Raw genomic sequence first — 26,529 nt, 5'->3', positions numbered from 1 at the left:
GTCGGTGTCACGTGCCGGCAGCGGTTGAGTGGACTGCGCCCGTCTTTACGTGAGCGCAGAGTGCTGGAAGGAAAGTGATATGAGCAAAGTCAGCAGCGGCAACGGCGGCGACTCCAAGAATACCCTATACTGCTCCTTCTGCGGAAAGAGCCAGCACGAGGTCCGCAAGCTGATTGCCGGACCGACCGTATTCATCTGCGATGAATGCGTCGAATTGTGCATGGACATCATCCGTGAAGAGAACAAGACCTCGATGGTCAAGTCCCGTGACGGCGTTCCCACGCCCCAGGACATCATCAAGGTCCTCGACGAATATGTCATCGGCCAGCAGCAGGCCAAGCGCATCCTGTCGGTCGCCGTTCACAATCATTACAAGCGCCTCGCGCACGCCTCCAAGGGCGGTGACGTCGAGCTCGCGAAGTCGAACATCATGCTCGTCGGTCCGACCGGCTGCGGCAAGACCTATCTTGCCCAGACGCTGGCCCGCATCATCGATGTTCCCTTCACCATGGCCGATGCGACGACGCTGACCGAAGCCGGTTACGTCGGTGAAGACGTCGAAAACATCATCCTCAAGCTCCTGCAGTCCGCCGACTACAATGTCGAGCGCGCACAGCGCGGCATCGTCTATATCGACGAAGTCGACAAGATCTCGCGCAAGTCGGACAACCCCTCGATCACCCGCGACGTGTCGGGCGAGGGCGTGCAGCAGGCGCTTCTGAAGATCATGGAAGGCACGGTTGCCTCGGTTCCGCCTCAGGGTGGTCGCAAGCATCCGCAGCAGGAATTCCTGCAGGTCGACACGACGAACATCCTGTTCATCTGCGGCGGTGCTTTTGCCGGTCTTGACAAGATCATCTCTGCGCGTGGCGAGAAGACCTCGATCGGTTTCGGTGCATCCGTCAAGTCCCCGGAAGATCGCCGCGTCGGCGAAGTCCTGCGCGAACTGGAGCCAGAGGATCTGGTCAAGTTCGGTCTGATCCCGGAATTCATCGGTCGTCTGCCGGTTCTGGCAACGCTCGAAGACCTGGATGAAGACGCGCTGATCCAGATTCTGTCTGAGCCGAAGAACGCACTGATCAAGCAGTATCAGCGCCTGTTCGAGATGGAAGACGTGGAATTGACCTTCCACGAGGACGCTCTTCGCGAAATCGCCAAACGTGCGATCATCCGCAAGACCGGCGCACGCGGCCTTCGTTCGATCATGGAAAAGATCCTGCTCGACACGATGTTCGAACTGCCGGCTCTGGATGGCGTTCGTGAAGTCGTGATCTCAGACGACGTGGTGAAGGGCAATGCCCGCCCGCTCTACATCTATGCGGATCGCCAGGACGAGAAAGCCAACGTTTCGGCCTGATCCGGGACAGTTCAATCAAGCTCAAAGAGGCCCCCACATTGGGGCCTCTTTTCGTTGGTAAGCTGTGTTTCACTTGTCCTAACCCGAAAAATCTCCGGGACGGACGGTTGCGCGATATTCAGCTTGCTTTAGAGACGAACCACGAAGATCATCGGCATATCAGCTGCTTCGTTTCGTTTATATCCATGCAGGACAAGCATCTGTAGTCGATCCCGGTTCGGTATGTTGTGTTTGCGTGGGCGCTTTGTAATATCCCTGTCACACTGGCAAAGGCCGGGCTCCTGCAAGGCTTGAAAACCGTTTAGGAAAGCTCCACTTTGAGCGGGAGTGAAGTGCTTGGGTATTTGCTCAAGCCATCCCGGTAACGGGACGATGAAAGGAAACAAGATGACAAGTTCAACGTCTGCGGCATCCGGCACTGCGACTTACCCGGTCCTGCCATTGCGCGACATTGTGGTCTTCCCGCATATGATCGTTCCCCTGTTCGTCGGACGTGAGAAATCCATCCGCGCACTTGAGGAGGTCATGGGCTCCGACAAGCAGATCATGCTCGTCACCCAGATCAATGCCGGCGACGACGATCCGGAATCCGATGCGATCTACAAGGTCGGCACCGTCGCCAACGTCCTGCAGCTCCTCAAGCTGCCCGACGGTACGGTCAAAGTTCTGGTCGAAGGCCGTGCGCGTGCCAAGATCGATACCTATACCGATCGCGAAGACTTCTATGAAGCCAAGGCCGACATTCTCGACGAGCCCGAAGAGGATGCTGTCGAGGTCGAAGCCCTGTCTCGCTCGGTCGTTTCCGAGTTCGAGAACTACGTGAAGCTCAACAAGAAGATCTCGCCGGAAGTCGTCGGTGCCGCAAGCCAGATCGAGGATTACTCGAAGCTGGCCGATACGGTCGCCTCGCACCTGTCGATCAAGATCACCGAAAAGCAGGAAATGCTGGAAACGGTGTCCATCAAGCTGCGTCTAGAAAAGGCGCTGGGCTTCATGGAAGGCGAAATCTCGGTCCTGCAGGTCGAGAAGCGCATCCGCTCGCGTGTCAAGCGCCAGATGGAAAAGACCCAGCGCGAATATTACCTGAACGAACAGATGAAGGCGATCCAGAAGGAGCTCGGCGACGGCGACGAAGGCCGTGACGAGATGGCCGAATTGGAAGAGCGCATCTCCAAGACCAAGCTCTCCAAGGAAGCCAAGGAAAAGGCAGACGCCGAGCTGAAGAAGCTGCGTCAGATGAGCCCGATGTCGGCGGAAGCCACCGTCGTGCGCAACTATCTCGATTGGCTGCTGGGTATTCCGTGGAGCAAGAAGTCGAAGATCAAGACCGACCTCAACAACGCTGAAAAGATCCTCGAAAACGATCATTTCGGTCTCGATAAGGTCAAGGAACGCATTGTCGAATATCTTGCAGTGCAGGCCCGCGCCACCAAGATCAAAGGCCCGATCCTCTGCCTCGTCGGCCCTCCGGGCGTCGGCAAGACCTCGCTTGCTCAGTCGATTGCCAAGGCGACCGGCCGCGAATACGTGCGCATGGCGCTCGGCGGCGTCCGTGACGAAGCCGAGATCCGTGGTCACCGCCGCACCTATATCGGCTCGATGCCCGGCAAGATCATTCAGTCGATGAAGAAGGCAAAGAAGTCCAACCCGCTCTTCCTGCTCGACGAGATCGACAAGATGGGCTCGGATTTCCGCGGCGATCCGTCGTCTGCTCTGCTCGAAGTCCTTGATCCGGCCCAGAACTCGACCTTCATGGACCACTACCTGGAAGTCGAATACGACCTGTCCGACGTGATGTTCATCACCACGGCGAACACGCTCAACATTCCGGGTCCGCTGATGGACCGCATGGAGATCATCCGCATCGCCGGTTACACGGAAGATGAAAAGCGCGAGATCGCCAAACGTCACCTTCTGCCGAAGGCGATCAAGGAACATGCGTTGCAGCCGCACGAATTCTCGGTCTCCGACGATGCTCTGATGGCAATCAGCCAGCAGTACACGCGCGAAGCCGGTGTTCGTTCGTTCGAACGTGAATTGATGAAGCTCGCCCGCAAGGCGGTGACCGAGATCATCAAAGGCAAGACGAAGTCGGTTGCCGTTACGGCGGCCAACATTTCGGATTACCTCGGCGTTCCGCGCTATCGTCACGGTGAAGCCGAGGGCGAGGATCAGGTCGGTGTCGTCACCGGTCTCGCCTGGACCGAAGTCGGCGGCGAGTTGCTGACGATCGAAGGCGTCATGATGCCCGGCAAGGGTCGTATGACCGTCACCGGCAACCTGAAGGACGTGATGAAGGAATCGATTTCCGCGGCGGCATCCTATGTCCGTTCGCGCGCTGTCGATTTCGGCATTGAGCCGCCGCGCTTCGACAAGTCGGACATTCACGTCCACGTGCCGGAAGGTGCGACCCCGAAGGACGGTCCGTCCGCCGGTGTCGGCATGGCAACGGCGATCGTCTCAATCATGACCGGCATCCCGGTTCGCAAGGATGTTGCCATGACCGGCGAGATCACCCTGCGCGGCCGTGTCCTGCCGATCGGTGGCCTAAAGGAAAAGCTGCTTGCTGCTCTTCGCGGTAACATTAAGGTGGTTCTGATCCCGGAAGAGAACGCCAAGGATCTGGCGGAGATCCCGGACAATGTGAAGAACGGCATGGAGATCATTCCTGTGTCCCGTATGGGCGAGGTGATCAAGCATGCGCTGGTGCGTCGCCCTGAACCGATCGAGTGGGATGGCACGGTTGAAACGCCGGTTATTGCCAATGTCGAAGGATCCGAAGACGGCGCTACGACCATCGCCCATTAAGCGATACCTCGGGCAAACCGAGTTTGAATTGTGGAGAAAGCCGGCGAAAGCCGGCTTTTTTGTGAAAAATGCACGAAACCCCTTGTTTTTCAGGCCGTCTCAGAGCTTTTGGGTTGCCAAGCCCCGACGCAAAACTATTGTCGGCGCCGACTAATCGAGTCGTTCCAAAACCGTAGAAAGGGATGGAAACATGAATAAGAACGAGCTGGTTTCCGCAGTTGCCGAAAAGGCTGGCCTCTCCAAGGCTGACGCCGCATCCGCCGTGGACGCAGTATTCGAAACCGTACAGGGCGAACTGAAGAACGGTGGCGACATTCGCCTCGCTGGCTTCGGCAGCTTCTCGGTATCCCGTCGCGAAGCCTCCAAGGGCCGCAACCCGTCGACCGGCGCAGAAGTCGATATCCCGGCTCGCAACGTTCCGAAGTTCTCGGCCGGCAAGGGTCTGAAGGACGCCGTCAACGGCAAGTAAGACTTCACCCGGCAGCATGTCTGCCTGGTCTCAAAACCCCGGATCGTCTCCGGGGTTTTTTGTTGCGCAAAATACTGTCTCCACTCCCGGTGGCGGGCCTTGGGTGAACACCAATTACCGGTAATTGAATGGTGGTGCGCACCGGCAACACCGCTTCGGCTTTCTTATCATCTGTCAGAAAAACGCCGGAGGGCTGATTTCGCTAGACTTGTCAGATCGAGTGAATCCTCACCAATGCGTGCGTGGGGGCACAAGCGATTCGTAATTTAGAAATATGATTACTTCTTACTTTTATGAGGCATTTCATATCTCGGCGTCGCTGACGGCATCCGTCTCAAACGATCAGCGAGTGTTCTAGAAATGTTTCTTAAATCCAAGACCCTTTGTCTTCTTGCCAGTTCTGCTCTCGTCAGCATGCTGGGAGTTGCATCTGTGGCCCAGGCCGCGTCGAGGCCGGACGTAATCGGTCTGAGCAGCGACGGTTTGGTTATTCTCAAATCGTCCTATGATCAGGCTACGAGCGATTACAGCTATGCGCTTATATCCACCGCAACCAATGCAACCCAGCAAATCACACCTCCGGCCGGCGCCTCCGCTTTCACCGTCAAAGACCTGAGCGCCGATGGTAAAACCGTGACGGGCACCTATACCGACGCAATCCGCGGCAAGACCTCCTTTGTATGGACTGCCGCTGGTGGCTTCGTCGATTTAGGCACCGTCGACGCCAACACGACCGCTACCTTCGCTAAAGTGGTGAACGGAGACGGAACGGCCGTTGCTGGCTATGTCAGCGTCATGAGCTTCATGAAGGAAGCCTTCTACTGGACACCGTCGAGCGGCATGGTCGGTCTCGGTACGTTTGGCGGCCTGCATTCCGAAGCCAATGCGATCAGCAATGACGGCAGTACCGTTGTTGGTAAAGCCATGACATTAGATAGTGCCTATCACGCCTTTCAATGGACTGTGGACAGCGGCACGATGGAAAACATCGATACGCTTTATAGCTCCTCCAGCGCCGACTTTGTCAGCAGTGATGGATCCGTGGTCGCCGGATCTGGAGAGACATCCTCGTCATCGCCGTACCACGTGTTTCGCTGGACAGAAGCGACCGGGATGGTCGACATCGGCAGCCTGGGTGGTTCTTACACCTGGCTGAACGCAATGAGCGGCGATGGCAATGTTCTGGTCGGCCAGTCCTCTCTGGTCGGTGGCGATTATCATGCCTATCGCTATACGAGTTCCTTCGGTCAGATCACCGATCTGGGAACACTTGGCGGTACGTCCTCCAGCGCAAGTGCAGTAAACGCCGACGGCGGCGTCGTCGTCGGATGGGCAACAGACGCCCAGTCTGACAGTCACGGATTCCGCTGGACGCAGGCGACCGGCATGGAGACTGTCGAAGACTGGCTGGCAAGAGAGGGAGCGACGATCGGCAATGCCATCACGCAAACCGCCGATCTCGTGTCGGCTGATGGCAATGTCATCATCGGCGAGACAACCACCGGCTCCACCTATATTGCCCGTGTCATCGAAAATCAGGGCAACGAGGGCGGCAATGAATGCAACGCTGACGTTTGCGAAGGCGGAAGCGGTATCATCGATACCGCCGAATTTTTCCCGACTGTCGCGACGGCCAGCAGCGTCATCGTCCAGAGCGGCGTCAACAGCGCCGACACGATCATGTTCGGCGCCCAGGGCGCACCGATGCGCAACCTGCTGACCACCGGTCAGCGCTCCGTTTGGGGCACGATCGACGGCGGTTATGACAATGGCGATCACGCCGATGGCGGCCTGGCTCTCGGCGAGTTCGGCTTCGGTTATGGTATTGCAGATGGTGTGACAGCGCGCTTCTCGGCCGGCGCCACCTATACCGATCAGGATCTCGATGCCGGCGGCGATGTGCGCCAGCGTGGTTTCTATCTGTCGCCGGAAGTTTCCGTCGATCTCGGCCAGAACGTCTATATGACGGCCGGTGGCTACTGGGGACGCAGCAGTGTCGACAGCCGTCGTGGTTATCTAAGTGGTGCGGCAACCGACTATTCTGAAGGTGATACCAATGCCGAAACCTGGGGCGCCAAGATCCGCTTCGACTGGCTGAACGCGGTTACTGTCGACGAGACGGCGATCACGCCTTATGTCGGCTTCTCCTACGCCCACACCAAAGTCGATGCATTCACCGAAACCGGCGGCTCTTTCCCGGTCGAGTTCGACGGGTCAAGCGACCATTCTACGATTGCCCGTCTCGGTGCCGATTTCGTTCGTCCCCTGAACGACACGGTCCGGCTGCTTGCCAAGGCCGAGCTGGACTACCAGTTCGAAAGCCATGCGGCGGCATCGACAGGTACACTGACCGGCATCAGCGACTTCAATCTCGAAGGTCAGGATCTGCAGCAGTTCTGGGCGCGCGGCGGTGTCGGCGCCGAATTCGATCTCGGCAAGGGGGTCGCCTCGTTCATGGTCAATGCCACGACCAAGGGCCAGGATCCGACTGTCTGGCTGCGCAGCAACTATACCGTCAAGTTCTGAACGTTCGCCACTGAAATCCGCCGCCGGAAATCCCGGTATTCAATTGGAAAGGCCCGGCTTTGTCGGGCCTTTTACATTTTGTCGGGGAGATCTCGAAAGGGTGGATATTGTCATCGCATTGTCATGTCACCTGCATAGGTGAGGGGCCTCACCACACCGAACGGGATTTTCATGAAAACACTTCTGACTGCCGCCGCCGCGCTTCTCGTCACCGCCGGCTTTGCTTCCGCTGAATATGTTTCCTACCTCGACTTCCCGCAGAAGAAGGACGACGGCAAGGAATTCAACGTTGCCATCGAGATCCCGCAGGGCAGCTTTACCAAGTATGAAATCGATGCCGACACCGGCCACATCGTCGTTGACCGTTACCAGTCCATGCCGGTCATCTATCCGGCCAATTACGGCTCGATCACCAGCTCGCTCGGCGGTGACAACGATCCGCTCGACGCACTCGTTTATACCCGCGAACCGGTCGTTCCGGGCGCCATCATCAAGGTTCGCCCGATCGGCGTGTTGAAGATGATCGACGGTGGCGAAGTCGACGACAAGATTGTCGCTGTCCCGACCAGCAAGATCGACCCGAGCTACGACAACATTAAGGAAATTACCGACCTGCCGCAGGTCGAGCAGGAACGCCTTCAGGCCTTCTTCCGCGTCTACAAGCAGCTTCCGGCCGGCCGCAAAGCTGTCGAGCTGAATGGTTTCGACAATGCCGCCCATGCTGAAGGCGAAGTGTCGGAAGCCATCAAGGCCTATGCCGCAAAGAAGAAGTGATCCCGGTTACTGCTTGTAAATGACAAATACGAAGGTCGGGTTTTGCCCGGCCTTTTTCATTTTGTGCCATAGCCGTCATCCCTGTCCGATGCGATTGCAATCAGGGGTGTTGTTTTTGTCATCCTGTTGTCATGACCGTGCCTCACTACCCACCGGTGGTTTAAGGATAGGGGAGAATTGGCATGACAGTTTCGTTTCGGCTCGCATTGACGGCGGCCTTGCTGACTTCGGTCGCCGCGCCGGCCAGCGCAGAACAGGTTTTCAACCGCATCGCATCTTTCCCGGTCGCCAATAATCTGCCCAAAGGCGCAGACAAGGCGACGTCGTCGGAAATCATTACCGCGACGGCTGACGGCAATATGCTGATCTATTCCGACGCTCCGGGCGGCACGATCGGCTTTATCGACATCACCGATGCCAAGGCTCCCAAGGCGGGCGGTTCGCTTGCAATCGAGGGCGAGCCGAACTCGGTTGCCGTGGCCGGTCCAAAGGTTCTCGTCACCATCGACAAGACCGAAGATATGACGAAGCCGGCAGGCGCACTCGGTGTCGTCGATATCGCATCGAAGAAAATGGAAAGCACCTGCGATCTCGGTGGTCAGCCGGACTCCGTCGTCGTCTCGCCAGATGGCACATTTGCTGCCATCGCGATCGAGAACCAGCGGGACGAAGACCTGAACGACGGCGCTCTGCCGCAGCTTCCGGCCGGCGAACTCCTCATCCTCACGCTCAACAATGGCGTACCGGCCTGCGACAGCATCAAGCGCGTCGACGTGACCGGCTTGGCCACCGTTGCGCCGGAAGATCCGGAGCCGGAATTCGTCAACATCAACGCCAATGGCGAAATCGCCCTGACGCTGCAGGAAAACAACCACGTCATCATCATCGACAGCAAGACCGCCAAGGTCACTGGCCATTTCTCCGCCGGCACGGTCGATCTCGATGGCGTCGATGCCAAGACCGATGGCGCGCTGAACTTCAACAACAAGCTTTCCGCCGTTCCGCGCGAGCCGGATGCTGTTAAGTGGCTCGGCACCGACCGTCTCGTGATTGCCAACGAAGGCGACTACAAGGGCGGTTCGCGCGGCTTCACCATCTTCGATCGTTCGGGCAAGGTTCTCTACGACGCCGGCACGTCGCTGGAATACGCGATCGCCCGTGTTGGCCATTTCCCGGAAAAGCGCGCCAAGAACAAGGGCATCGAGCCGGAAGGCATGGAGGCTGCAGTCTTTAATGGCCAGCAATATTTCTTCGTGCTGTCCGAGCGCGGCTCCATGGTCGCCGTCTACAAGGACACCGGTGCGACACCTGAACTCGTTCAGCTCCTGCCATCGGGCATCTCGCCCGAAGGCGCTGTCGCCATTCCGGGCCGCAACCTGCTTGCCACCGCCAACGAAGCCGATCTCGGCGAAGACGGCGGCCCGCGCTCGCATGTGATGCTCTACGAACTGGCGGAAGGCGAAAAAGCCTATCCGACGCTGGTGTCCAAGGATGTCGATGGCAAGCCGCTCGGCTGGGGTGCTCTGTCGGGTCTCGTCGGTGACGCCGAGAAGGATGGTATCGTCTACGCCGTCAGCGACTCGGTCTACGCCATGCAGCCGTCGATCTTCACCATCGACACGACCAAGAAGCCGGCCGAGATCACCAACGTCGTCCGCATCACCCGCAACGGTCAGCCTGCCCAGAAGCTCGATATCGAAGGCATCGCTCTCGATGGCAAGGGCGGCTTCTGGTTGGCGTCGGAAGGCGACAGTGCCAAGCTCGTCGGCCACGGCCTCTACAACGTCAACGCCAAGGGCGAGATCAAGACCGAGATCGGTCTTCCGGCCGAACTGCTGGCCGGTGAGAGCCGTTACGGTCTCGAAGGCGTTACCACCATCGGCTCGGGCGACGACCTGACGCTCTGGATGGCGATCCAGCGCGAATGGAAGGATGATCCGAAGGGCCAGGTGAAACTTCTCAGCTACAAGCCGAAGTCGAAGGAATGGGCCGCGGTCCGTTACCCGCTCGAAAAGGCAGAGAAGGGCTGGGTCGGCCTGTCGGAAATCACCGCCAATGGTGACCACCTCTATATCGTCGAACGCGACAATCTCGTCGGCGATGCCGCCAAGCTGAAAAAGCTTTATCGCGTCGCCCTGAATGACCTGAAGCCGGCAAAGCTTGGCGGAGAACTGCCGCTCGTGAAGAAGGAAGAGGTCCACGACTTCCTGCCCGACCTGAAGTCTGCCACCAACGGCTACGTTCTCGACAAGCTGGAAGGTTTTGCCTTCGACAAGTCGGGCAAGGCCTTCATGGTCACCGACAATGACGGCGTTGACGACAGCTCCGGCGAGACGTTGTTCCTGCCCGTCACCATCAAGGTCACCAACTGATCCTTTTGCGAATGAACGGGAAAAGGCCGGGTGTTTCGACACCCGGCCTTTTCTATTGGAGGCGCCTCCTTTAAGTCTGTCGTTCCCGATGTGTTCCTATCAGGCGAATCGATGACCTCATTCCGCTTCATCCATGCTGCAGACCTGCATCTCGGCAGCCCCTTTCAGGGACTGGCGCTGAAGGATGCAGATCTTGCAGACCTGTTCATCGAGGCCGGCCGCAAGGCTTTTTCCGCCCTTGTGGACGAGGCGGTGGAGCGCAAGGTCGATTTTTTCATCGTCGCCGGCGACGTGTATGATGGCGACTGGAAGGACAACAAGATCGGCTTGTTCTTCAACCGCGAAGTCGCACGGCTGGAACGCGCCGGCATTCCGGTATTCCTTCTGAAAGGCAATCACGACGCCGAAAGCGTCATTACCAGAACCATCACGCTGCCGAAAAATGTCAGCGAATTCCCGACGGCAAAACCCGGTAGCTTCCGGCTTGAGCATCTGAAGGTCGCGCTGCACGGCCAGGGGTTCGCCGAACGCTCGGCAAGCGAGAACCTCGCGCTCGCCTATCCCAAGCCTGATCCCGGCTGGTTCAATATCGGCGTGCTGCACACATCGCTCACCGGCCGCGAGCCGCATGCACCCTATGCGCCATGCTCGGTGGAGGACCTGCGCTCACGCGGCTACGACTATTGGGCACTCGGCCATGTCCACGATTTCGAAATCGTGGCGAAAGATCCGCTCGTGGTATTTCCCGGCAACCTGCAAGGTCGTTCGATCCGCGAGACGGGAGCCAAGGGTGCCGTGCTGGTGACGGTCGAGGATGGCCGCATCGCCTACGAACGCCTGATCACCGACAGCGCACGCTTTGCCGAGTTGAACATCGCAGTCGAGATGGAGGACACGCCGGCCGCCGTGTTGCGCCGCGTCGAAGACGCAATAGAGCCGCTGGTCGAGGCCATGGAGGGCAGGCCGCTTGCGCTGCGTGTCCGAATGACCGGTAAAAGCCGCGTCCGCAATCAGCTCCTGTCGAAGGCGGAGGATTTTCGCGATGAGGTGCAGGCTGCCTGCCATCGCGGCCATGCGGATATCTGGCTCGAAAAGCTCGATCTGCGCATCGATCCGGACACCGGAACGGCAGAGCGCGGCACCGCCACGCTCGGTCTCGACGGTCTGCTAGCGATGGATGGGTTTCCGCCGGAACTGCTGGAGGAGGCCGCTGCCCGTGTTGCGGAAATTGCTGCCAGACTGCCGGGAGGCAGCGGAGCAGGGGACCTGCCGCTTGGCGACGACCTCGATGTGCTTCTCACGGAAGCCCGTGACCTGCTCGTCTCCCGTGCGGCGGAGGCTAACTGACCATGCGCTTTGATCGTCTCGACATCCTTCGTTATGGCGCGCTCACCGATCGCCAGCTCGTCTTCAGGCCGGGCGCTAAGCTGCATATTGTCTACGGCCCGAATGAGGCCGGAAAATCCTCTGCCCTGTCGGCGATTTCCGATCTGCTGTTCGGGTTCCCGGAACGATCGGCATATGGCTTCCTGCATGATGTCGGCGTCCTGCGCATCGGTGCGGAACTGACGGCGCGTGACGGGCAGTCCTTGTCCTTCCGGCGCCGCAAGGGACGCAAGAATACCCTGCTCGGACACTCCGATTCTGAAGAGAACCTGGCGGACGATGCATTGTCGCCGTTTCTCGGAAATCTGTCGCGCGATGTCTTCGAGCGTGCCTTCGGCCTGAATTCCGATTCGCTTCGGGCCGGTGGGGAAACCATGCTGAAAAGTGGCGGCGAGATCGGCAGCCTGCTGTTTTCCGCCGCATCCGGCCTGACCGGCCTGTCCAACCTGCGCAAGTCTCTGGAGGCAGGCGCCGACGCCATCTATTCCCAGCGCAGATCGAAGGATCGCAGTTTCTACCAGGTGCTCGATGCCCATGACGCAGCCCGCAAGGCCGAGCGTGACAACGAGCTGAAGTCCGGTGACTGGAAGAGCCTGCTGAAGGAAGAGGCCGAACTCGGTTCCGAGATCCAGACGCTCCAGCATGCCCGTGAAGAGACCAAACGAACTCTCGATCGATTGCGCCGGCATATGGCGCTGGAACCTCTCCTGCGGGAACTGGACCGAGAGCGCGCCTCTCTTCAACACTACGAAGCCTTGGCCGGCGTTCCCGCAGGGTTCGAGGCCGGGTTGTCGAAAATACTGGAGGCGTCCCGGCAGAACATCGAAGCTCTGGCAGTCTCCGAAAGCGAGATTGCAAGGCTCGGTGAAGAGATCGCGGCAATCCATGTGGACGAAGCCCTGCTTGGCGCAGGTCCGAACATTCTTGCCGCCTATAGCCGAAGTGGCGTCTATCTCAAGGCGCGGGAGGACATTGCCCGGGTTCGCGGCGAGGTCGACGATTTTGACCAGAAGCTGATCCTTGCGGCCCGTCGCCTCGGCTTGAGGGATCTCACCGATCTCCAGAGGGCCCAGCCCGCGGACGCCGATCTGGCGCGCCTGCGACAGCTCGTGGAAGAGGGGAGCGACCTCGATCGCGAAATGCGCCAGCTGCGCAAGCGTATCGATGAGGAAGCCGATGCACTTCGGAAAATCGAGGCAGATGTTCCGCTGATGCGGATCGTCGATCCCAAGCCGTTGAGTGACCAGCTTGCGGCATTGCGGCCTGAAATCGAGGAGCTGACCAATCTAGAAGCGCTGAAGATCCGCGCTGCGCGGGCGAGGAGCGATCTCGACACAGCGGCGGCACGTCTCGATCCTCCGGTCAAAGATATCGGCCTTCTCCTCTCCGTTCCACTGCCGGACATGGAGACGCTTGTCCATCATCGCCGCCTGATTGAAGCAGCGAGACAGGAAAATGCGCAGGCCTTGCAAAAGCTGGTCGCTCTGAAGGGCGACGCGGACGAGCTTGCCGGTCAGCTGGCGCTCCTGGAGGGCGGGGGAACGATCGTGTCGCGCGAGACGATCGGGCTCGCAAGGCAGCAGCGCGACGGTCTCATCGATGTTCTTGCTGCAGGACCTTCTGAAGCCACGCTGCTAGCCGCAAAATCCTCCGTCGAGGAGGCGGATCGACTGTCCGATGCGGCGCTTTCCGATGCCGAACGGGTTTCGCGCCATGCACATCTGACATTGCAGCAGCGGAAAATCGCGGACGCCATCGCCGCTGCGGAGCTTGCGATCAGGGAAACCGGCATTGCGGCATCCGATGCCATGACCGAATTCGAGGACCTGTTTCACGCCGCTCCGCTGACGCCCGGCGCGCCCGAGCGCATGATCGAGTGGCGCCGTGCAGTCGACGGATTGGCGGCACTTTCCTCCGCTCTGAATGCCGCGGAAGATGAACACGAAGTGTTGCGTTCCAGGGAGGAAACGCTGCGGCCCGCACTTGCAGCGCTTGCCGATGCCACCGGCGCGTCGTCGGGCGTCCTGCCGCCGCGCAGCCTTGCGCGGGAAATTTCTGTTCGCCTGGAAGAGATCACCCGCCAGTGGAGCGAGGGGCGTACCCTTGAGCGGATGCGAGACACGACAAGCCGGACACTGATGCGCCTGGAAGCTGATGAGACCGACCTGCGCGGCAAGGTCGATCTGTGGCGATCGGGCTTTGCAGCCGCGGCAACATCGGCCGGGCTTGCCGAGGATGCGACGATCGAAATGGCGAATGCTGCGCTGGATATCTGGCGTACGCTTCCCGATCTGATGTCGGAGCGCGAAAACCGCGACCGGCGCGTGCGCGGCATGGCGCGCGACATGGAAGCCTTCGAGGAGGAGATCGTCTCCCTTTGCCGCTCCCTGGCATCGGATCTCGTATCCGTTCCGGCGGATGTCGCAGGCGGACTGTTGAACGATCGGGTTATAGCGGCGCGCGCTGCGGACAACCAGCGCATCGCGCTCGCCGCCGCTCTCGAAAGAAACAGGCTTTCCCACGATCGTAATTTTGCCGAAGCAGCGCTGCTTGAGGTGGAACGTGCCAAATACGCCGAGATGGTTTCCGTCCAGCCGGAACGCCTTGGCGCCGTTCTCGCCGATCTGCAGGAACGCGCAAGGCATACCGCGAGCGAGGAACTGTGGCGCCGCCGTTTCGCCGATCAGGCGAATGGCCTTGAGGAAAGTGCCGTACGGTCGGCTCTCGTCGATTTTGATAAGATCGCAGCCGGTGTCGAGATCGAGCGGCTGGACGCTGAAGATAGTCGCCAGGTCAATCGCCTTGCCGATTTGCGGGCCGCCGAAGCGGATAATATCCGCCGCAGGCAGGAACTGGAGAAGGGAACCGGAGCAGAGCGCGCCGTGTTCGAAAAGCTTGCTGCGGAGGAAGAAGCAAAGCAGCTCGCCCGCCGATGGGTCATCCTGAAGCTCGCGGGATCTCTTCTCGCCCATTCGATGGAAGTCTATCGTGAAAAACAAGCGGACCCGGTGATGACCCGTGCTGGCGAGGTGTTTTCCGATCTGACCGGAGGTCGATTCGCCCGCCTAGTCCAGATCTACGACGATAACGACGACCTGCAGCTGGCCGTCGAGCGCAGCACGGGCGAACAGGTGCCGCTGTCCGGATTGAGCGAGGGAACCGGCGATCAGCTCTATCTGGCGCTGCGGCTTGCCTTCCTTGAGGATTATTGCCGCCGCAACGAGCCGGCGCCTTTGGTGCTGGACGATATTTTCCAGACCTTCGATGACGAACGCACGGGGGCAGGCCTTCGCACGCTCGCTGCATCGAGCAGCGCGTTCCAGTCGATCCTTTTTACCCACCAGACGAGCCTGATGGATGCAGCACAGCGTGAATTGGGCGATGATGTCGATTTAATCCGGCTCGACCGGGCGTGACGATGACGGCAACGCAAGGCATCCTAGCATGTAGGGCGCCATCGAGGCATGCATCCGTAAACCTTGCGATACCGCAGGCACAAGGTCACTGCAGCTGCTATCCGGCCGCTGAATGATAATGATATTCAGTCGGCGGCTATCGCCCCGTTCCAGATCAAGAGAAACGCGGAAGTCTCCAAGCCTTGAGGAAAACGTCTCACCCGCCTGTATACGGTTTTCCAAGTAACGGCGGTTCTGAGAACTCATCTCCAGGCCGAAATTATTGATGGACGCAAGCGCCAGCCGCATGATTTCGCCGTCCTGAGACGGATCCAGACGATTGAGTTTCAAGCGGAAGGTCCGGAACTCGTTTGAGGAGACGCCCTTGATCTGGATGAAGAGCACTGACGGTTCGGCAGCAGAACCGAGCTCGCGTGAATACAGGCATTCCCATTCGCCGCCAGCTGCTTGGAATGTAGGAGCTGCCGTGCCGTCGGATGCCAGGCTTTCACAGCGCTCATAGGTACTCAGCCGCTGACGTTGCTGCAGCATTTCCAGATCAACTGCCTTTGGCTCGGTGAGTCGCACAGACGCCGCGCTAACGCGTCCCATCCGACGGGATTTGATCGCCGTGGGCACGGGAGTGGAAAAAGGCTGCGTCAAATAGTCGGGCAGGTAATCGTTGAGATAGCGCCCGACATATTTCTCCGCACCCAGCCACAGAACGAACCGCCGGTAATTGCGTCCGTCATTGACGGAAAGGATAAAGCAGGCAAGTGCCACAACGCCGGTTACAAGCAATGTGGAAAATATTCGCGTAGCGCGCCGTCGTCGCTGCAGGTGTTTCAGCGGTGTCATAATTTCCGCTTTACCCTTCAAGGACATACGCTCCGCTCAAGATCCCGTTTCCAATCAGCATTGCCACATTCTACCCGCCTGTGTCCAAGGCAGATTGATCAGATGAAAAAGGACAAACCAGGTTTGCCACCGCAATCGCCCGTGCTGTTAACCACGTTAATTAGCAGGCATTTAAGTTAACTTTTTTAAATTCGACTCTGAATGTCTGTCCGAAGGTGACTATGGCCTTAAAACAGCACCGGATTTTATTTTGCGGGAAGCCCAAGCCATGAAGCTTGTCGTTCGCCGTTCGGTGTGCTTTCAAGGACATCAAATTCCGGATCAAGAGGCAGCATGCCAGCAGTCTTACGGTCCTGACTTGGAGTATCGAGATTTGATGCGAGTAACTGCGATCGTAATCTGTGCTGCCCTGGCAGGATGCCAGGCTGTACCGGGTGAGGGACCTCTGGCTTCCGCGATCAATGAGGACGCCGGTCGGTCCCCGGCCGAGATCGGCCGCGTGAACGCTGCGGTTTTTGATATCGTCGATGTCGACAACCACACGGCAAGACTGGTGTCGGATTATGTTTCGACGGCACTGAAGCGCCGCTTCGGCATTGGCGGCGGTCCGGGACGGGCGGTCATCGGTATCGGTGACCAGCTAAAAGTCACGATTTTCGAAGCCGGTGCAGATGGTCTGTTCTCGACCAACGATAGCAAGCAGGCAACGATCGATGTCGTCGTGCAGCCCGACGGTACCGCAGCGATCCCTTATGTCGGGACGGTGCGGTTCGCCGGTCGCACCCTCGAACAGGCACGCCAGGAAATCCTTGCGTCTTTGAAAAGCAAGGCTGTCGAACCGGACGTCATCATCGGCATGGGCGATACACCATCCCGTTCGGTAACCGTAGCCGGTGCCGTCAATCGCTCAGCGCAGATCCCGCTCAACCTGAGCGGAGAGCAGATCACCGACGTGATTGCGAAAGCCGGCGGCCCGACATCGCAGCCTTATGAATCCTACGTGACGCTTGTCCGTGGCAAGAAGACCGGCACTGCGCTGCTGAAGTCGATCGTCGAGAACCCGTCGGAAAATATCTATGTCCAGCCGGGTGACCAGATTTTCGTCACCCGCGACCCCAGAACCTTCACGCTGCTTGGTGCCGTCAAAAGCAATTCGCGAATCGAATTCGGCGCCAACGACCTGAACCTTCTCGAAGCCGTTGCACTCGGCCGCGGCGGCAATGACGAGACCGTCAATGCGAAAGGGTATTTCCTGTTCCGCTACGAGGATCCGGAAGTGGTGCTCGGCCTGCTCGGCCAGCGCCGGTTCGATGAACTGGCTCGCAAGGGCATGCAGCCGGACAAGGACGGTCGTTATCCGATCGTCTACAGATTCGATATGAGCCATGCGGACAGCCTGCTTGTCGGCCAGACCTTCCCGGTCAAGAGCCGTGACGTGATCTACGCCTCGCGCCATCCGGCGGTCGATCTGACGAAATTCCTTCGTGTCATCGGCGCACCCGTGGGAATCGCTGTTCAAGGCGCCGCGATTTCAAATAATTTGAGTGACTAACGGCACAACCTGCCGTATGCGCTTCCCTGTGGAGGATTGTATTTCACCTCGTGCCGTCACGTTTAAGTAGTGGTTTTCTCCGCTTTTCTCGTGACAACAGAGGCAATTGTGTTGTTAAAGTCGGTGTCGGCTTAAATCTGCATTAGCTACTATAGCTGTGACGAACGTAAGAGTGACGATGACGATAGAAGTAATTGGCCGAGCCTGTGTCGCGCCCGGTGCCAACTCCATCGAGGAGTTGCAACAAGTTCTCCGAACCGGTCGTTGCACCGTCACGCAAATCCCTGCTGATCGGTGGGAACTGGCTCGCTTCTGGCATCCCAGTCAGGGCACGCCCGGGAAGACCTACACATTCGCAGCCGGCGTGATTGAAGCGGTCTATGATTTCGATCCTGCCGTCTTCGGCCTGTCTCAGCGCGAAGCCATGCAAATGGACCCGCAGCAGCGTATTCTCCTGACGCTGGTCTGGAAGGCTCTCGAAGATGCCAACCTGCCGGTCAGTACGCTGGCGAAAGAGCGGGTTGGCGTTTATATCGGTGCCTCAAGCCTCGATAGCGGCAACCTGTCGGCCGAGGATCCTGCTTCCGGCAGTCCCTATTTCATGACGGGCAACACGCTCTCGATCGTCTCCAATCGCATCTCGCATGTGTTTGGGCTTAATGGTCCGAGCATGACGATCGATACTGCCTGTTCGTCGTCGCTGGTTGCTCTCGACCAGGCGACCCGTGCGTTAGAACACGGTGATATCGACACCGCGATCGTCGGCGGCGTCAATCTTCTCGTCCATCCGCTTTCTTTCGTCGGTTTCGCCCAGGCGCGCATGCTGTCGCCGGAAGGTCTCTGCCGAGCCTATGATACCAATGGTCAGGGTTATGTGCGTGCCGAAGGTGGTGCAGCCATTGTCCTGCGCCGAAGCGACGTCGCGCGCCAGCAGCACGACCGCAGTTATGCCCGCATCCATGCGACCGGCGTCAACTCGTCCGGTCGCACCAACGGTATCAGTCTCCCGTCACGCGAAGCACAGGCCGATCTGCTCAGCTCCATTTACAAGGGCCACGGCATAGATGTGAACCGCGTTGCCTTCATCGAAGGTCATGGAACCGGCACGCGCGTCGGCGACCCTGCCGAAGTTTGGGCAATCGGCAGTGTTATCGGCCAGAAGCGCCGCGCACCGCTTCCGATCGGCTCGATCAAGTCGAATATTGGCCATACAGAACCCGTCTCCGGCCTGTTCGGCCTGTTCAAGGCGATGCTCGCCCTTGAGAACAACTATCTTCCTGCAGCGCTGCACATCGAAACGGCGAATGAGGACATCGATTTCGATGCACTCAATGTCAGGGTCAATACATCCGCCATCAAACTGCTCCCGGCAAAGGAAGCACGGCTCGTCGGCATCAACTCCTTCGGTTTTGGCGGCACCAATGCGCATGTTGTCATTGGCGATCCCGAACCGGCCACACAGGCTGAATCGCCTGCCAAGGGCGACAACCTTCTGTTCCTTGCCAGCGCCCATAGCGCCAGCGCACTGGAAGAGCTACTCAAGGATTATCGCGCGCGTCTTTCTGCGGCTGTGCCTGAAAAGGCGCGCCGGATCATTGCCGCCACAACGACGAACAGAGATGCACTGAAATATCGGTTCGCGATCGATGCCCGCGGAGAGCGCGCGGTTCTCGACGCGATCAAGACGCATCTTGCAGGCGAGGCTTCCGATGGCGAGCGCGGCGAAGCCCCGTCATCGCTCGGCAAGATCGCTTTCGTGTTTTCCGGAAACGGTGCGCAATGGGCCGGGATGGGCGTGGAGGCCTATCGCGAAAACCCTCATTTCCGCCAGTATTTCCAGTCCTTCAGTGCGCTCTTCGAATACCATCTCGGCGAAAAGCTGACCGATCTTATCATTGCAGACGACCTCGGGTCGCGTCTGTCCGATGCGACGATCGCCCAGCCGCTGCTGTTTGCCGTGCAGGCATCGCTCTCGGACAGCCTGAGCGCCTACGGCATCAGGCCTGACGTCGTGTTCGGCCACTCCGTTGGCGAAATCGCGGCAGCCTACGCCTCGAAGGCACTGACGGCCGCTGAAGCCGTTGCAATCGTCGCCAAACGTTCGCACTCCCAGCATCTGTTTGCAGGGCAGGGCAAGATGGCCGCTGCCGTGATGGGCGAAGAGGCCGCTACGGCGTTCGCGAAAACGCACGGGCTGGACGGTATCCACGTGGCTGCCGTAAACGCACCCAACTCCGTGACAATTTCTGGACCCGTCGCCGAAATCCAGGCATTCCGGGATGCTGCCCGCAAGTCTCAGACGGTCGTTCATATCCTCGATATCAATTATCCGTTTCATCACCCGATCATCGACAGTGCCCGTGATGGCTTCCTGGCTGAACTGCCGGCGATCGAACCCCAGGCCGCTGCCTGTACGTTCATTTCCACTGTTACCGGCGGGATCTACGACGGACGCGGTCTTGATGCCGAATACTGGTGGCACAATGTGCGCGAGCCCGTGCTCTTCCGCTCGGCCACCGAAGCAGCACTCGATCTCGGCTGTAATCTGTTCATCGAGATTTCACCGCGCTCGATCCTGTCGAATTACGTCTCGGAAATTGCCAAGAGCAAGGCGCAGCCAGCCACTGTGATCGGTTCGCTGCAGCGCGAAACCCTGATCGAAGGCCGTGATCCAATCGCCCGTGCGTTCGCGCGGGCCATTGCCCACGGTGCAGCCCCCGCACAGTCAAGGCATTCCGGAAGACGCAGCCCGATTGTCGATCTGCCGCCTTTGCCGTTCGAACCAACCGCTCTGAAAGTACCTGCCACCACCGATGAAATCGACATCTTCGGTCGGGATTTCAAGAACAGTTACACGCTGCTTGGCTGGCGAACCGATCCAAATGGTTCGCACTGGAAGAACCATATCGACGCGTTGCTCTTCCCCGATCTGGCCGAGCATGTGGTTGATGGCAGAGCGATCCTGCCGGGAGCCGGTTTCCTGGAGATTGCGGTTACCGCTGCCCAGGCACATTTCGGCACCGACGAGGTCGAGGTTTCCAATATGGAGATCGTTCGCCCACTGGAGTTGCGCCCCGACCGGATGCTGGAGCTTTCGACGCTGCTTTCTCCGGAGACCGGCAATATCGAGATACGCTCGCGCGAGCGGCTGAGCAGCGACGACTGGACCGTTCACGCCGTTGGCCGTTGTCGACGCCCGGTGGATGAGGAAAGCCACCGGTTCGAAATCACAGCACCTGCGCAAGGCGGAGATAGCCTCTCGTCTGTCGACGTTTATGAAACTGCCGAACGCTTCGGTCTGCAATATGGTCCGCGTTTCCAGCTTTTGTCGAAGGCGGTGGCTTTCGGCGACAATATCGTCGAAGTCGAACTTAAACAGGCGGCGGCACCCGCCCATCCCTATATCGGCTACAACCTCAATCCGTTCTCGGTCGACGCTGCTTTCCATGGGCTCGTTGCGCTGTTTGACCGATTGTCCGGAGCCGAGGCCGGATCCCCCTATATTCCGGTTCGTTTCGGTTCGATCCGGGTCGTGGGCAGAGGCCGTGCGATCGCAAGGGCAAGGATAGAGATCGAGCGATTCAGCAGTTTCTCGATCAAGGTCAATTTCCGCCTGTTCGATGAAGCGGGCGAACAGATCGCCGTCCTTTCGGACTGCCGCTTCCGTCGTACCTCGTTGCGCCGCCACCACACGCTGGATACCGTCGCCTTCCATTTCGACGCCGTTCCGAGTGCGCTGTTGGCGACGCTTGATGCGCCAGCGCCCAGATTGCCGATTCTGGCCGATCTGGCATCCGTGGATGCCAAGGACAATGCATCGTTGATGATCGATGCGGCCGTCTATCGTGCATGTCACGAGATCGTCCTGTCGCTCGCCGATGGCGATGGCAAATTGTCTTCTGCAGACTTGCCGGGCGACAAGGATTTCCGCGCGTTCCTGACATCGTGCCTGTTCACGCTGGAAGATGCCGGTGTCGCCGCGCCGTCCGATGACGGCTGGACTGTCCCGCGCGAATTTTCGTTTCCGAGCGTCGATGAACTGATTCAGGAAATTTACCGCGAGGATTCTTCGCGCATTGCGGAAGCCGTGCTGGTCAACGACGTTTATCGTGATGCGCTCGAACACCTGTCACTGTCAGGAAAGCCTGGTGAAGCAGAAAACCAACACACGAGCAATGTCAGCGAAGCCACGCTGGACCATGTCCTCGTGCACTCGCCGCTTGGTCGTCGCCGCGCCGAAAGCGGTTTCGATCTGACCGAGCGCCTCTGCCGGGAAAATCCCGGCGCAATCCGGTTTATCCTCGAACTTGGTACGGTGAGCCAGTCGGCCAGCACAAGGCTTGCAGATCTCGCGGCCTCGATCGGTGCATCGCTGGTCATCGCCGAGCCGAGGGAAAATGCGCGGCGCATGCTGGAACTGGCGTTCGAGCAGAACGTGCATGTTTCCGTTGTCGAACCTCGGGCTCTTGCCGGTCTCAAACAGGTTGACCTGATCGTTGCCGGTGGTCTGACCAGCCAGGCCATGCTGGTCGGCAATGAAGATGTCCGTCAGGCGGTTCGTGCTGTTGCTTCCAGGGGCGCTGCGATCGTTTTTGCCGATCGCGCACCCTCGGCATTCAATGACTTCGCCTTCGGTCTGTCGGAAGAATGGTTCGCGGCAAGTCAGTCCGCTGACTTCCCGGTGGGCCAATTGTCCACGTCGGCACAGGTGGAAACACTTCTCTCCGATCTCGGCTTCGAGGCCTCGTCGGTCAACGATGTGCAACTGGATGAGGGCGGCCTTGTTGTCGCCATCGCGCACTCCCGCGTCAGTTCCGAAAATGTCGCTGCGGCAGCGGTTCGGGAAAGACTTATCGTCGTTGCAGAACCGTCGTGCGAACACGCGGCCTCTTTGTTTGCAAATGCATCGATCATTCAGGCCGCCGAAGCCGAACGCGCGCTGGAACTGGTGCCGGAAGGCAGCCGATCTGCAATCTGCATTGCCTATCTTGCAGATCGTGGCGTGGGACATGCCGTTTCGGCTCTCGAAATTACACGACTGTCTCGTTTCAAGGCTCTCGCCGAAGGCCTATCCCGTCATGCCAACGGCTCGGCGGTCCGGCCTCGCCTGATCGTGCTGGTGCCGGGCGGTTCTCCGCTTGCCCGCGAAAACAGCGATGCAGCCAATGGCGGTTTGTGGACATTCGCCCGCGTTCTGCAGAATGAATATGATGCGATCGACATCCATATGATCGATGCGGAAGGCGGAGAGGCGATCGCCCTCATCGACCGGATTGCGACGGTCGAAGGTGACAATCGCGAATGGCTGGCAGGCAAGAGCGGTGTTGTTGAAATCCGCGCGGCTTCCGGGCCGTCTGCAGGTCGTGATGGCACCACGTCCGACTTCGAGGCCGCAACCATTCACCAGCTGACCAGCGGTCGCGTCGACAGCATCGTCTGGGAAAGCTGCGCGCGTCAGGAGCCCGGTGATGACGAGGTCATCATCGCGGTCGAGGCTGCAGGACTGAACTTCCGCGACGTCATGTGGTCCATGGGTCTGCTGCCGGAAGAAGCGCTCGAAGACGGGTTTGCCGGTGCCACGATCGGCATGGAAATGGCCGGTCGCATCGAGCGCGTCGGCTCGGCAGTGACCGATTTGGTTCCGGGTGATCGCGTCATGGGCATCGGCCCGGCCGCCTTCTCGACACATGTTCGCGTCCGCCGTGATGGTGTCACCAAATTCCCCGATCGTCTGGAATTCGCCGCTGCGGCGACGGTTCCGGTCGCCTTCCTGACGGCCTATTATGCCATGGTCCAGCTCGCCCATATCGAACCGGGCGAGACGATCCTCATCCATGGTGCTGCCGGTGGCGTTGGCCTTGCCGCGCTGCAGATCGCCAAGCTGAAGGGAGCAACGGTCATTGCAACGGCCGGTACCGTCGAGAAGCGCCGCTTCCTCGAAGCGCTCGGCGCCGATCATATTTTCGACAGCCGCTCGCTCGATTTCGTCTCCCGCGTCCGCGGCGTCACGAATGGCGAAGGTGTCGACCTCGTTCTGAACTCTCTCTTCTCCGAAGCGATGGAACGAAGCCTGGAGCTGGTAAAGCCCTTCGGCCGCTTCCTGGAACTCGGCAAGCGCGACTATTATTCCGACCGCAAGATCGGCCTGCGTCCGTTCCGCCGCAATATCAGCTATTTCGGCATCGATGCCGACCAGTTGCTGGTCAACCTGCCGGCCGTCACCAAGCGGATTTTCGCCGAGATCGGCGAACTCTTCCAGCGTGGCGAACTGGTGCCTCTGCCTTATCGCAGCTTCGGTCATGACGAGATCGGCAGCGCATTCCGCCTGATGCAGAATGCCGGCCAGATCGGCAAGATCGTCATCCGTCCGCCGGTCCGCGGCAAGGATCGGGTCGTTGTCGCAAGCGAACGAAATGTGCATTTCGACGGCGAGGGCACCTTCCTCGTTGCCGGCGGCATCGGTGGTTTCGGTCTCGTTGCAGCGGACTGGCTTGTCGCCAGAGGTGCGCGCCGTATCGCGCTCTGCTCCCGCCGCGGTATCGCCGACGAGGCGACGATCAAGGCTCTGGAAAAATGGACAGGCCTCGGCGTCGTTGCGACGCTTCACGCCTGCGACATCACCAACGAGCAGGCCCTGTTCGCTCTTCTGACGGAACTGCGTGCGGTCGCGCCCATCAAGGGTATAATCCATGCCGCCATGGTTCTGGACGACGCTTTGCTATCGAACCTGACTGACGACCGCAACCGCCCCGTCGTCGACGTCAAGGTTCGCGGCGCTGAACTGCTGGACAAGCTGACCCGTGATGACGCTCTGGAGCTTTTCCTGCTCTTCTCATCAGCTACCACGATGCTCGGCAATCCGGGGCAGGCAAATTATGTGATCGCAAACGGCTATCTCGAAGGGCTCGCGCGCATGCGCCGCGCCGCCGGTCGTCCGGCATTGGCCATCGGTTTCGGTGCAATTGCCGATACCGGCTTCCTTGCACGCAATGCCGAGGTCAACGAGATCCTGTCGAAGCGGATCGGCAAGACCGCGATGAAGGCGCGCGATGCGCTGGAACAGGTCGAGCGTTATCTGGCAAGCGACAGCGGCAGCATCGATGGGGCCGCTGTAATGATCGCCGAAGTCGACTGGAACGCGGTGCGCATGCTGCCGATCTCGACGGCATCGCTGTTCGAAACCGCGATGCGGGCTGCCGGCAATGCCCAGTCGTCTGCCGATGGCGACCCGATCGATCTCGAAGCACTGATCCACGGCAAGTCCGCAGATGAGGCACAGGCGATCCTCCACAAGATCGTCGCAGCGGAGATCGCCTCCATCCTGCGTGTTACCGAGGACAGTGTCACGCCGGAAAAAGTCCTCAAGGATGTCGGTCTCGACAGCCTGATGGCAATGGAACTCGGCATGAGCTTCCAGCAGAAGACCGGATTTGATATTCCGTTGAGCGGTGTCGGTGAGGACACGACGGTGAGTGACGTGGTCACCCGCCTGCGTGAGAGAGTTTCGAAACGTAGTGGCGGAGAGGAGGAGGCTCCGCAGGACGAGGTGCTCGACCGATTGGTCAAGAGCCACTCGAACCAGAGCCAGAAAGCAGCCGCGCAGTGACAGACAAAGACAAGCCGGAAACAACCGCGTCTCCCGCAGGAGGCGCCACGCGCGGGTTTCTGGAAAAAATGCGACAGACCAGCGAAGCGTCTGGCCGCAATCGGGAAGCTCGCCTGAATCGTCAGCCGCAGGCTTCGGTTCGCCAGAGCCCGAAATTCGATCAGCTCCCCGAATATCAGCGGGTATTGACGCAGCGGAAGGTCGGCGAACTGATCGGAGTGGACAATCCCTTCTATCGTTCCCACGACATGGCGGCCGGCGCCACCACGGTGATGGACGGTCGCAACTTTGCCAATTTCGCCTCCTACGACTATCTCGGGACCAATACGGATCCATTGGTCACAACCCGTGCCAAGCAAGCGATTGACCGTTACGGCATTTCCGCGTCCGCCAGCCGTCTTGTTGCGGGTGAACGCCCCGTTCATACCGAACTCGAAGCGACACTTGCCGAGGTCTATGGCGTCGAGGCGGCGGTTTGTTTCGTCAGCGGTTACCTGACGAATGTCGCAGCCATCAGCTGCCTCGTCGGCCCGCAGGATCTCGTTGTGCACGACGAATTCATCCACAATAGCGCTCTGGCCGGCATCAAGCAGTCCGGCGCGACACGCCGGCTGTTCCGCCACAATGACGTCGACAATCTCGAAACCGTGCTGAAGACACTGTCGTCGGAGTTTCGGCGCGTCCTCGTCATTGTCGAGGGCGTCTACTCGATGGACGGCGATATTGCAGATCTGCCGAGGCTAGTGGAATTGCGCAGCCGGTATGGGTTCTGGCTGATGGTCGATGAAGCCCATGCGCTCGGTGTCCTCGGCAAATCGGGCCGGGGCACTTTCGAGCACTTCGACCTCGATCCTCAGGACGTCGACATCTGGATGGGAACGCTGTCCAAAACGACCTCCAGCTGCGGCGGCTACATTGCCGGTTCTCAGGCACTGGCTGATATCCTTAAGGCTGAGGCCGGCGGCTTTGTTTACAGCGTCGGGCTAGCGCCGGTCTTGGCAACGGCGGCAAAAGCCGGTCTCGATATCCTTCGTAGCGAACCTGAGCGGACTGAAAAACTTCACCGCAATGGCGCACTGTTTCTGGAAGAGGCTCGCAAGGCCGGTCTCGACACAGGTCTCAGCGTCGGGTTTTCGGTGGTTCCGGTTCTCGTGGGAGACTCGCTGCGCGCCGTACAGCTGTCGAACGAACTTCTGGAAGACGGTGTCAATGCATTGCCGATCATCCATCCGGCGGTGCCGGAAGGCATGGCGCGGCTGCGTTTCTTCATTACCTGCAACCATACACAAGATCAGATCCGGCATGCGGTAGATGTCACGGCGCGTCGGCTGAAAGCTCTGCAGGAGCGCAATTTCGGCCTCGCATCGCTCGACATGGAAAAGATGATGCAGCTTTCGCCGCTGCTCCAGTCTCCCAATACCTGATC

Annotated in this window: 12 protein-coding genes; 11 read left to right on the top strand and 1 reads right to left on the bottom strand. The window is 59.3% G+C overall.

Features of this window, described 5'->3' with window-relative positions; translation table 11 throughout:
• Positions 1-79 precede the first annotated feature (79 nt).
• The 8 genes from clpX to FHP24_RS03675 all read left to right on the top strand — a co-directional run bounded on the left by clpX (position 80) and on the right by FHP24_RS03675 (position 15,108).
• Entirely contained in the window at positions 80-1,357 is a 1,278-nt protein-coding gene (gene clpX / locus FHP24_RS03710) for an ATP-dependent Clp protease ATP-binding subunit ClpX (RefSeq protein WP_139673023.1), read from the top strand.
• A 387-nt stretch (positions 1,358-1,744) separates the two neighbouring features.
• On the top strand, positions 1,745-4,165 hold the full coding sequence (lon, locus tag FHP24_RS03705; RefSeq protein ID WP_139673020.1) for an endopeptidase La: 2,421 nt from the start codon (positions 1,745-1,747) through the stop codon (positions 4,163-4,165).
• Positions 4,166-4,355: 190 nt separating this feature from the next.
• Positions 4,356-4,634: a DNA-binding protein HupB gene (gene hupB, locus FHP24_RS03700; protein WP_112457241.1), complete on the top strand. Its 279-nt coding sequence runs from the start codon at positions 4,356-4,358 to the stop codon at positions 4,632-4,634.
• A 483-nt stretch (positions 4,635-5,117) separates the two neighbouring features.
• Positions 5,118-7,160, top strand: coding sequence for an autotransporter domain-containing protein (locus FHP24_RS03695; RefSeq protein ID WP_180355879.1), 2,043 nt, complete (start codon positions 5,118-5,120; stop codon positions 7,158-7,160).
• A 171-nt stretch (positions 7,161-7,331) separates the two neighbouring features.
• Positions 7,332-7,934 carry an inorganic diphosphatase gene (locus FHP24_RS03690; protein ID WP_139673014.1) on the top strand — a complete coding sequence of 201 codons (603 nt, stop codon included), beginning with the start codon at positions 7,332-7,334 and terminating at the stop codon, positions 7,932-7,934.
• 182 nt (positions 7,935-8,116) lie between these two features.
• The gene (locus FHP24_RS03685) at positions 8,117-10,306 is read left to right on the top strand and encodes an esterase-like activity of phytase family protein (protein ID WP_139673011.1); all 2,190 of its coding nucleotides are present in this window, start codon (positions 8,117-8,119) and stop codon (positions 10,304-10,306) included.
• A 111-nt stretch (positions 10,307-10,417) separates the two neighbouring features.
• Positions 10,418-11,653: a metallophosphoesterase family protein gene (locus FHP24_RS03680; protein WP_139673007.1), complete on the top strand. Its 1,236-nt coding sequence runs from the start codon at positions 10,418-10,420 to the stop codon at positions 11,651-11,653.
• Positions 11,654-11,655: 2 nt separating this feature from the next.
• A complete protein-coding gene (locus FHP24_RS03675) occupies positions 11,656-15,108 on the top strand; it encodes an ATP-binding protein (RefSeq protein ID WP_139673004.1) in 3,453 nt (1,150 codons plus the stop codon).
• Here FHP24_RS03675 and FHP24_RS03670 read toward each other — a convergent pair.
• Positions 15,085-15,966, bottom strand: coding sequence for a DUF6030 family protein (locus tag FHP24_RS03670; RefSeq protein ID WP_139673001.1), 882 nt, complete (start codon positions 15,964-15,966; stop codon positions 15,085-15,087). The two genes, FHP24_RS03675 and FHP24_RS03670, sit on opposite strands and share 24 nt — an antisense overlap.
• A gap of 352 nt (positions 15,967-16,318) precedes the next feature.
• Here FHP24_RS03670 and FHP24_RS03665 point away from each other — a divergent pair, with 352 nt between their 5' ends.
• From FHP24_RS03665 to FHP24_RS03655, 3 genes are all read left to right on the top strand, one after another.
• On the top strand, positions 16,319-17,497 hold the full coding sequence (locus FHP24_RS03665; RefSeq protein WP_180355878.1) for a polysaccharide biosynthesis/export family protein: 1,179 nt from the start codon (positions 16,319-16,321) through the stop codon (positions 17,495-17,497).
• Between the two features lie 178 nt (positions 17,498-17,675).
• Positions 17,676-25,103, top strand: coding sequence for a type I polyketide synthase (locus FHP24_RS03660; protein WP_139672995.1), 7,428 nt, complete (start codon positions 17,676-17,678; stop codon positions 25,101-25,103).
• Positions 25,100-26,527, top strand: coding sequence for an aminotransferase class I/II-fold pyridoxal phosphate-dependent enzyme (locus FHP24_RS03655; protein ID WP_394344587.1), 1,428 nt, complete (start codon positions 25,100-25,102; stop codon positions 26,525-26,527). The genes FHP24_RS03660 and FHP24_RS03655 overlap by 4 nt, the downstream gene beginning before the upstream one ends.
• Positions 26,528-26,529: the final 2 nt, after the last annotated feature.

The organism is Aliirhizobium smilacinae, assembly GCF_006335145.1.
Classification (GTDB): domain Bacteria; phylum Pseudomonadota; class Alphaproteobacteria; order Rhizobiales; family Rhizobiaceae; genus Neorhizobium; species Neorhizobium smilacinae.
Note: the sequence above shows the minus strand (reverse complement) of the source record. Positions and strands in the feature narration are given on the sequence as shown.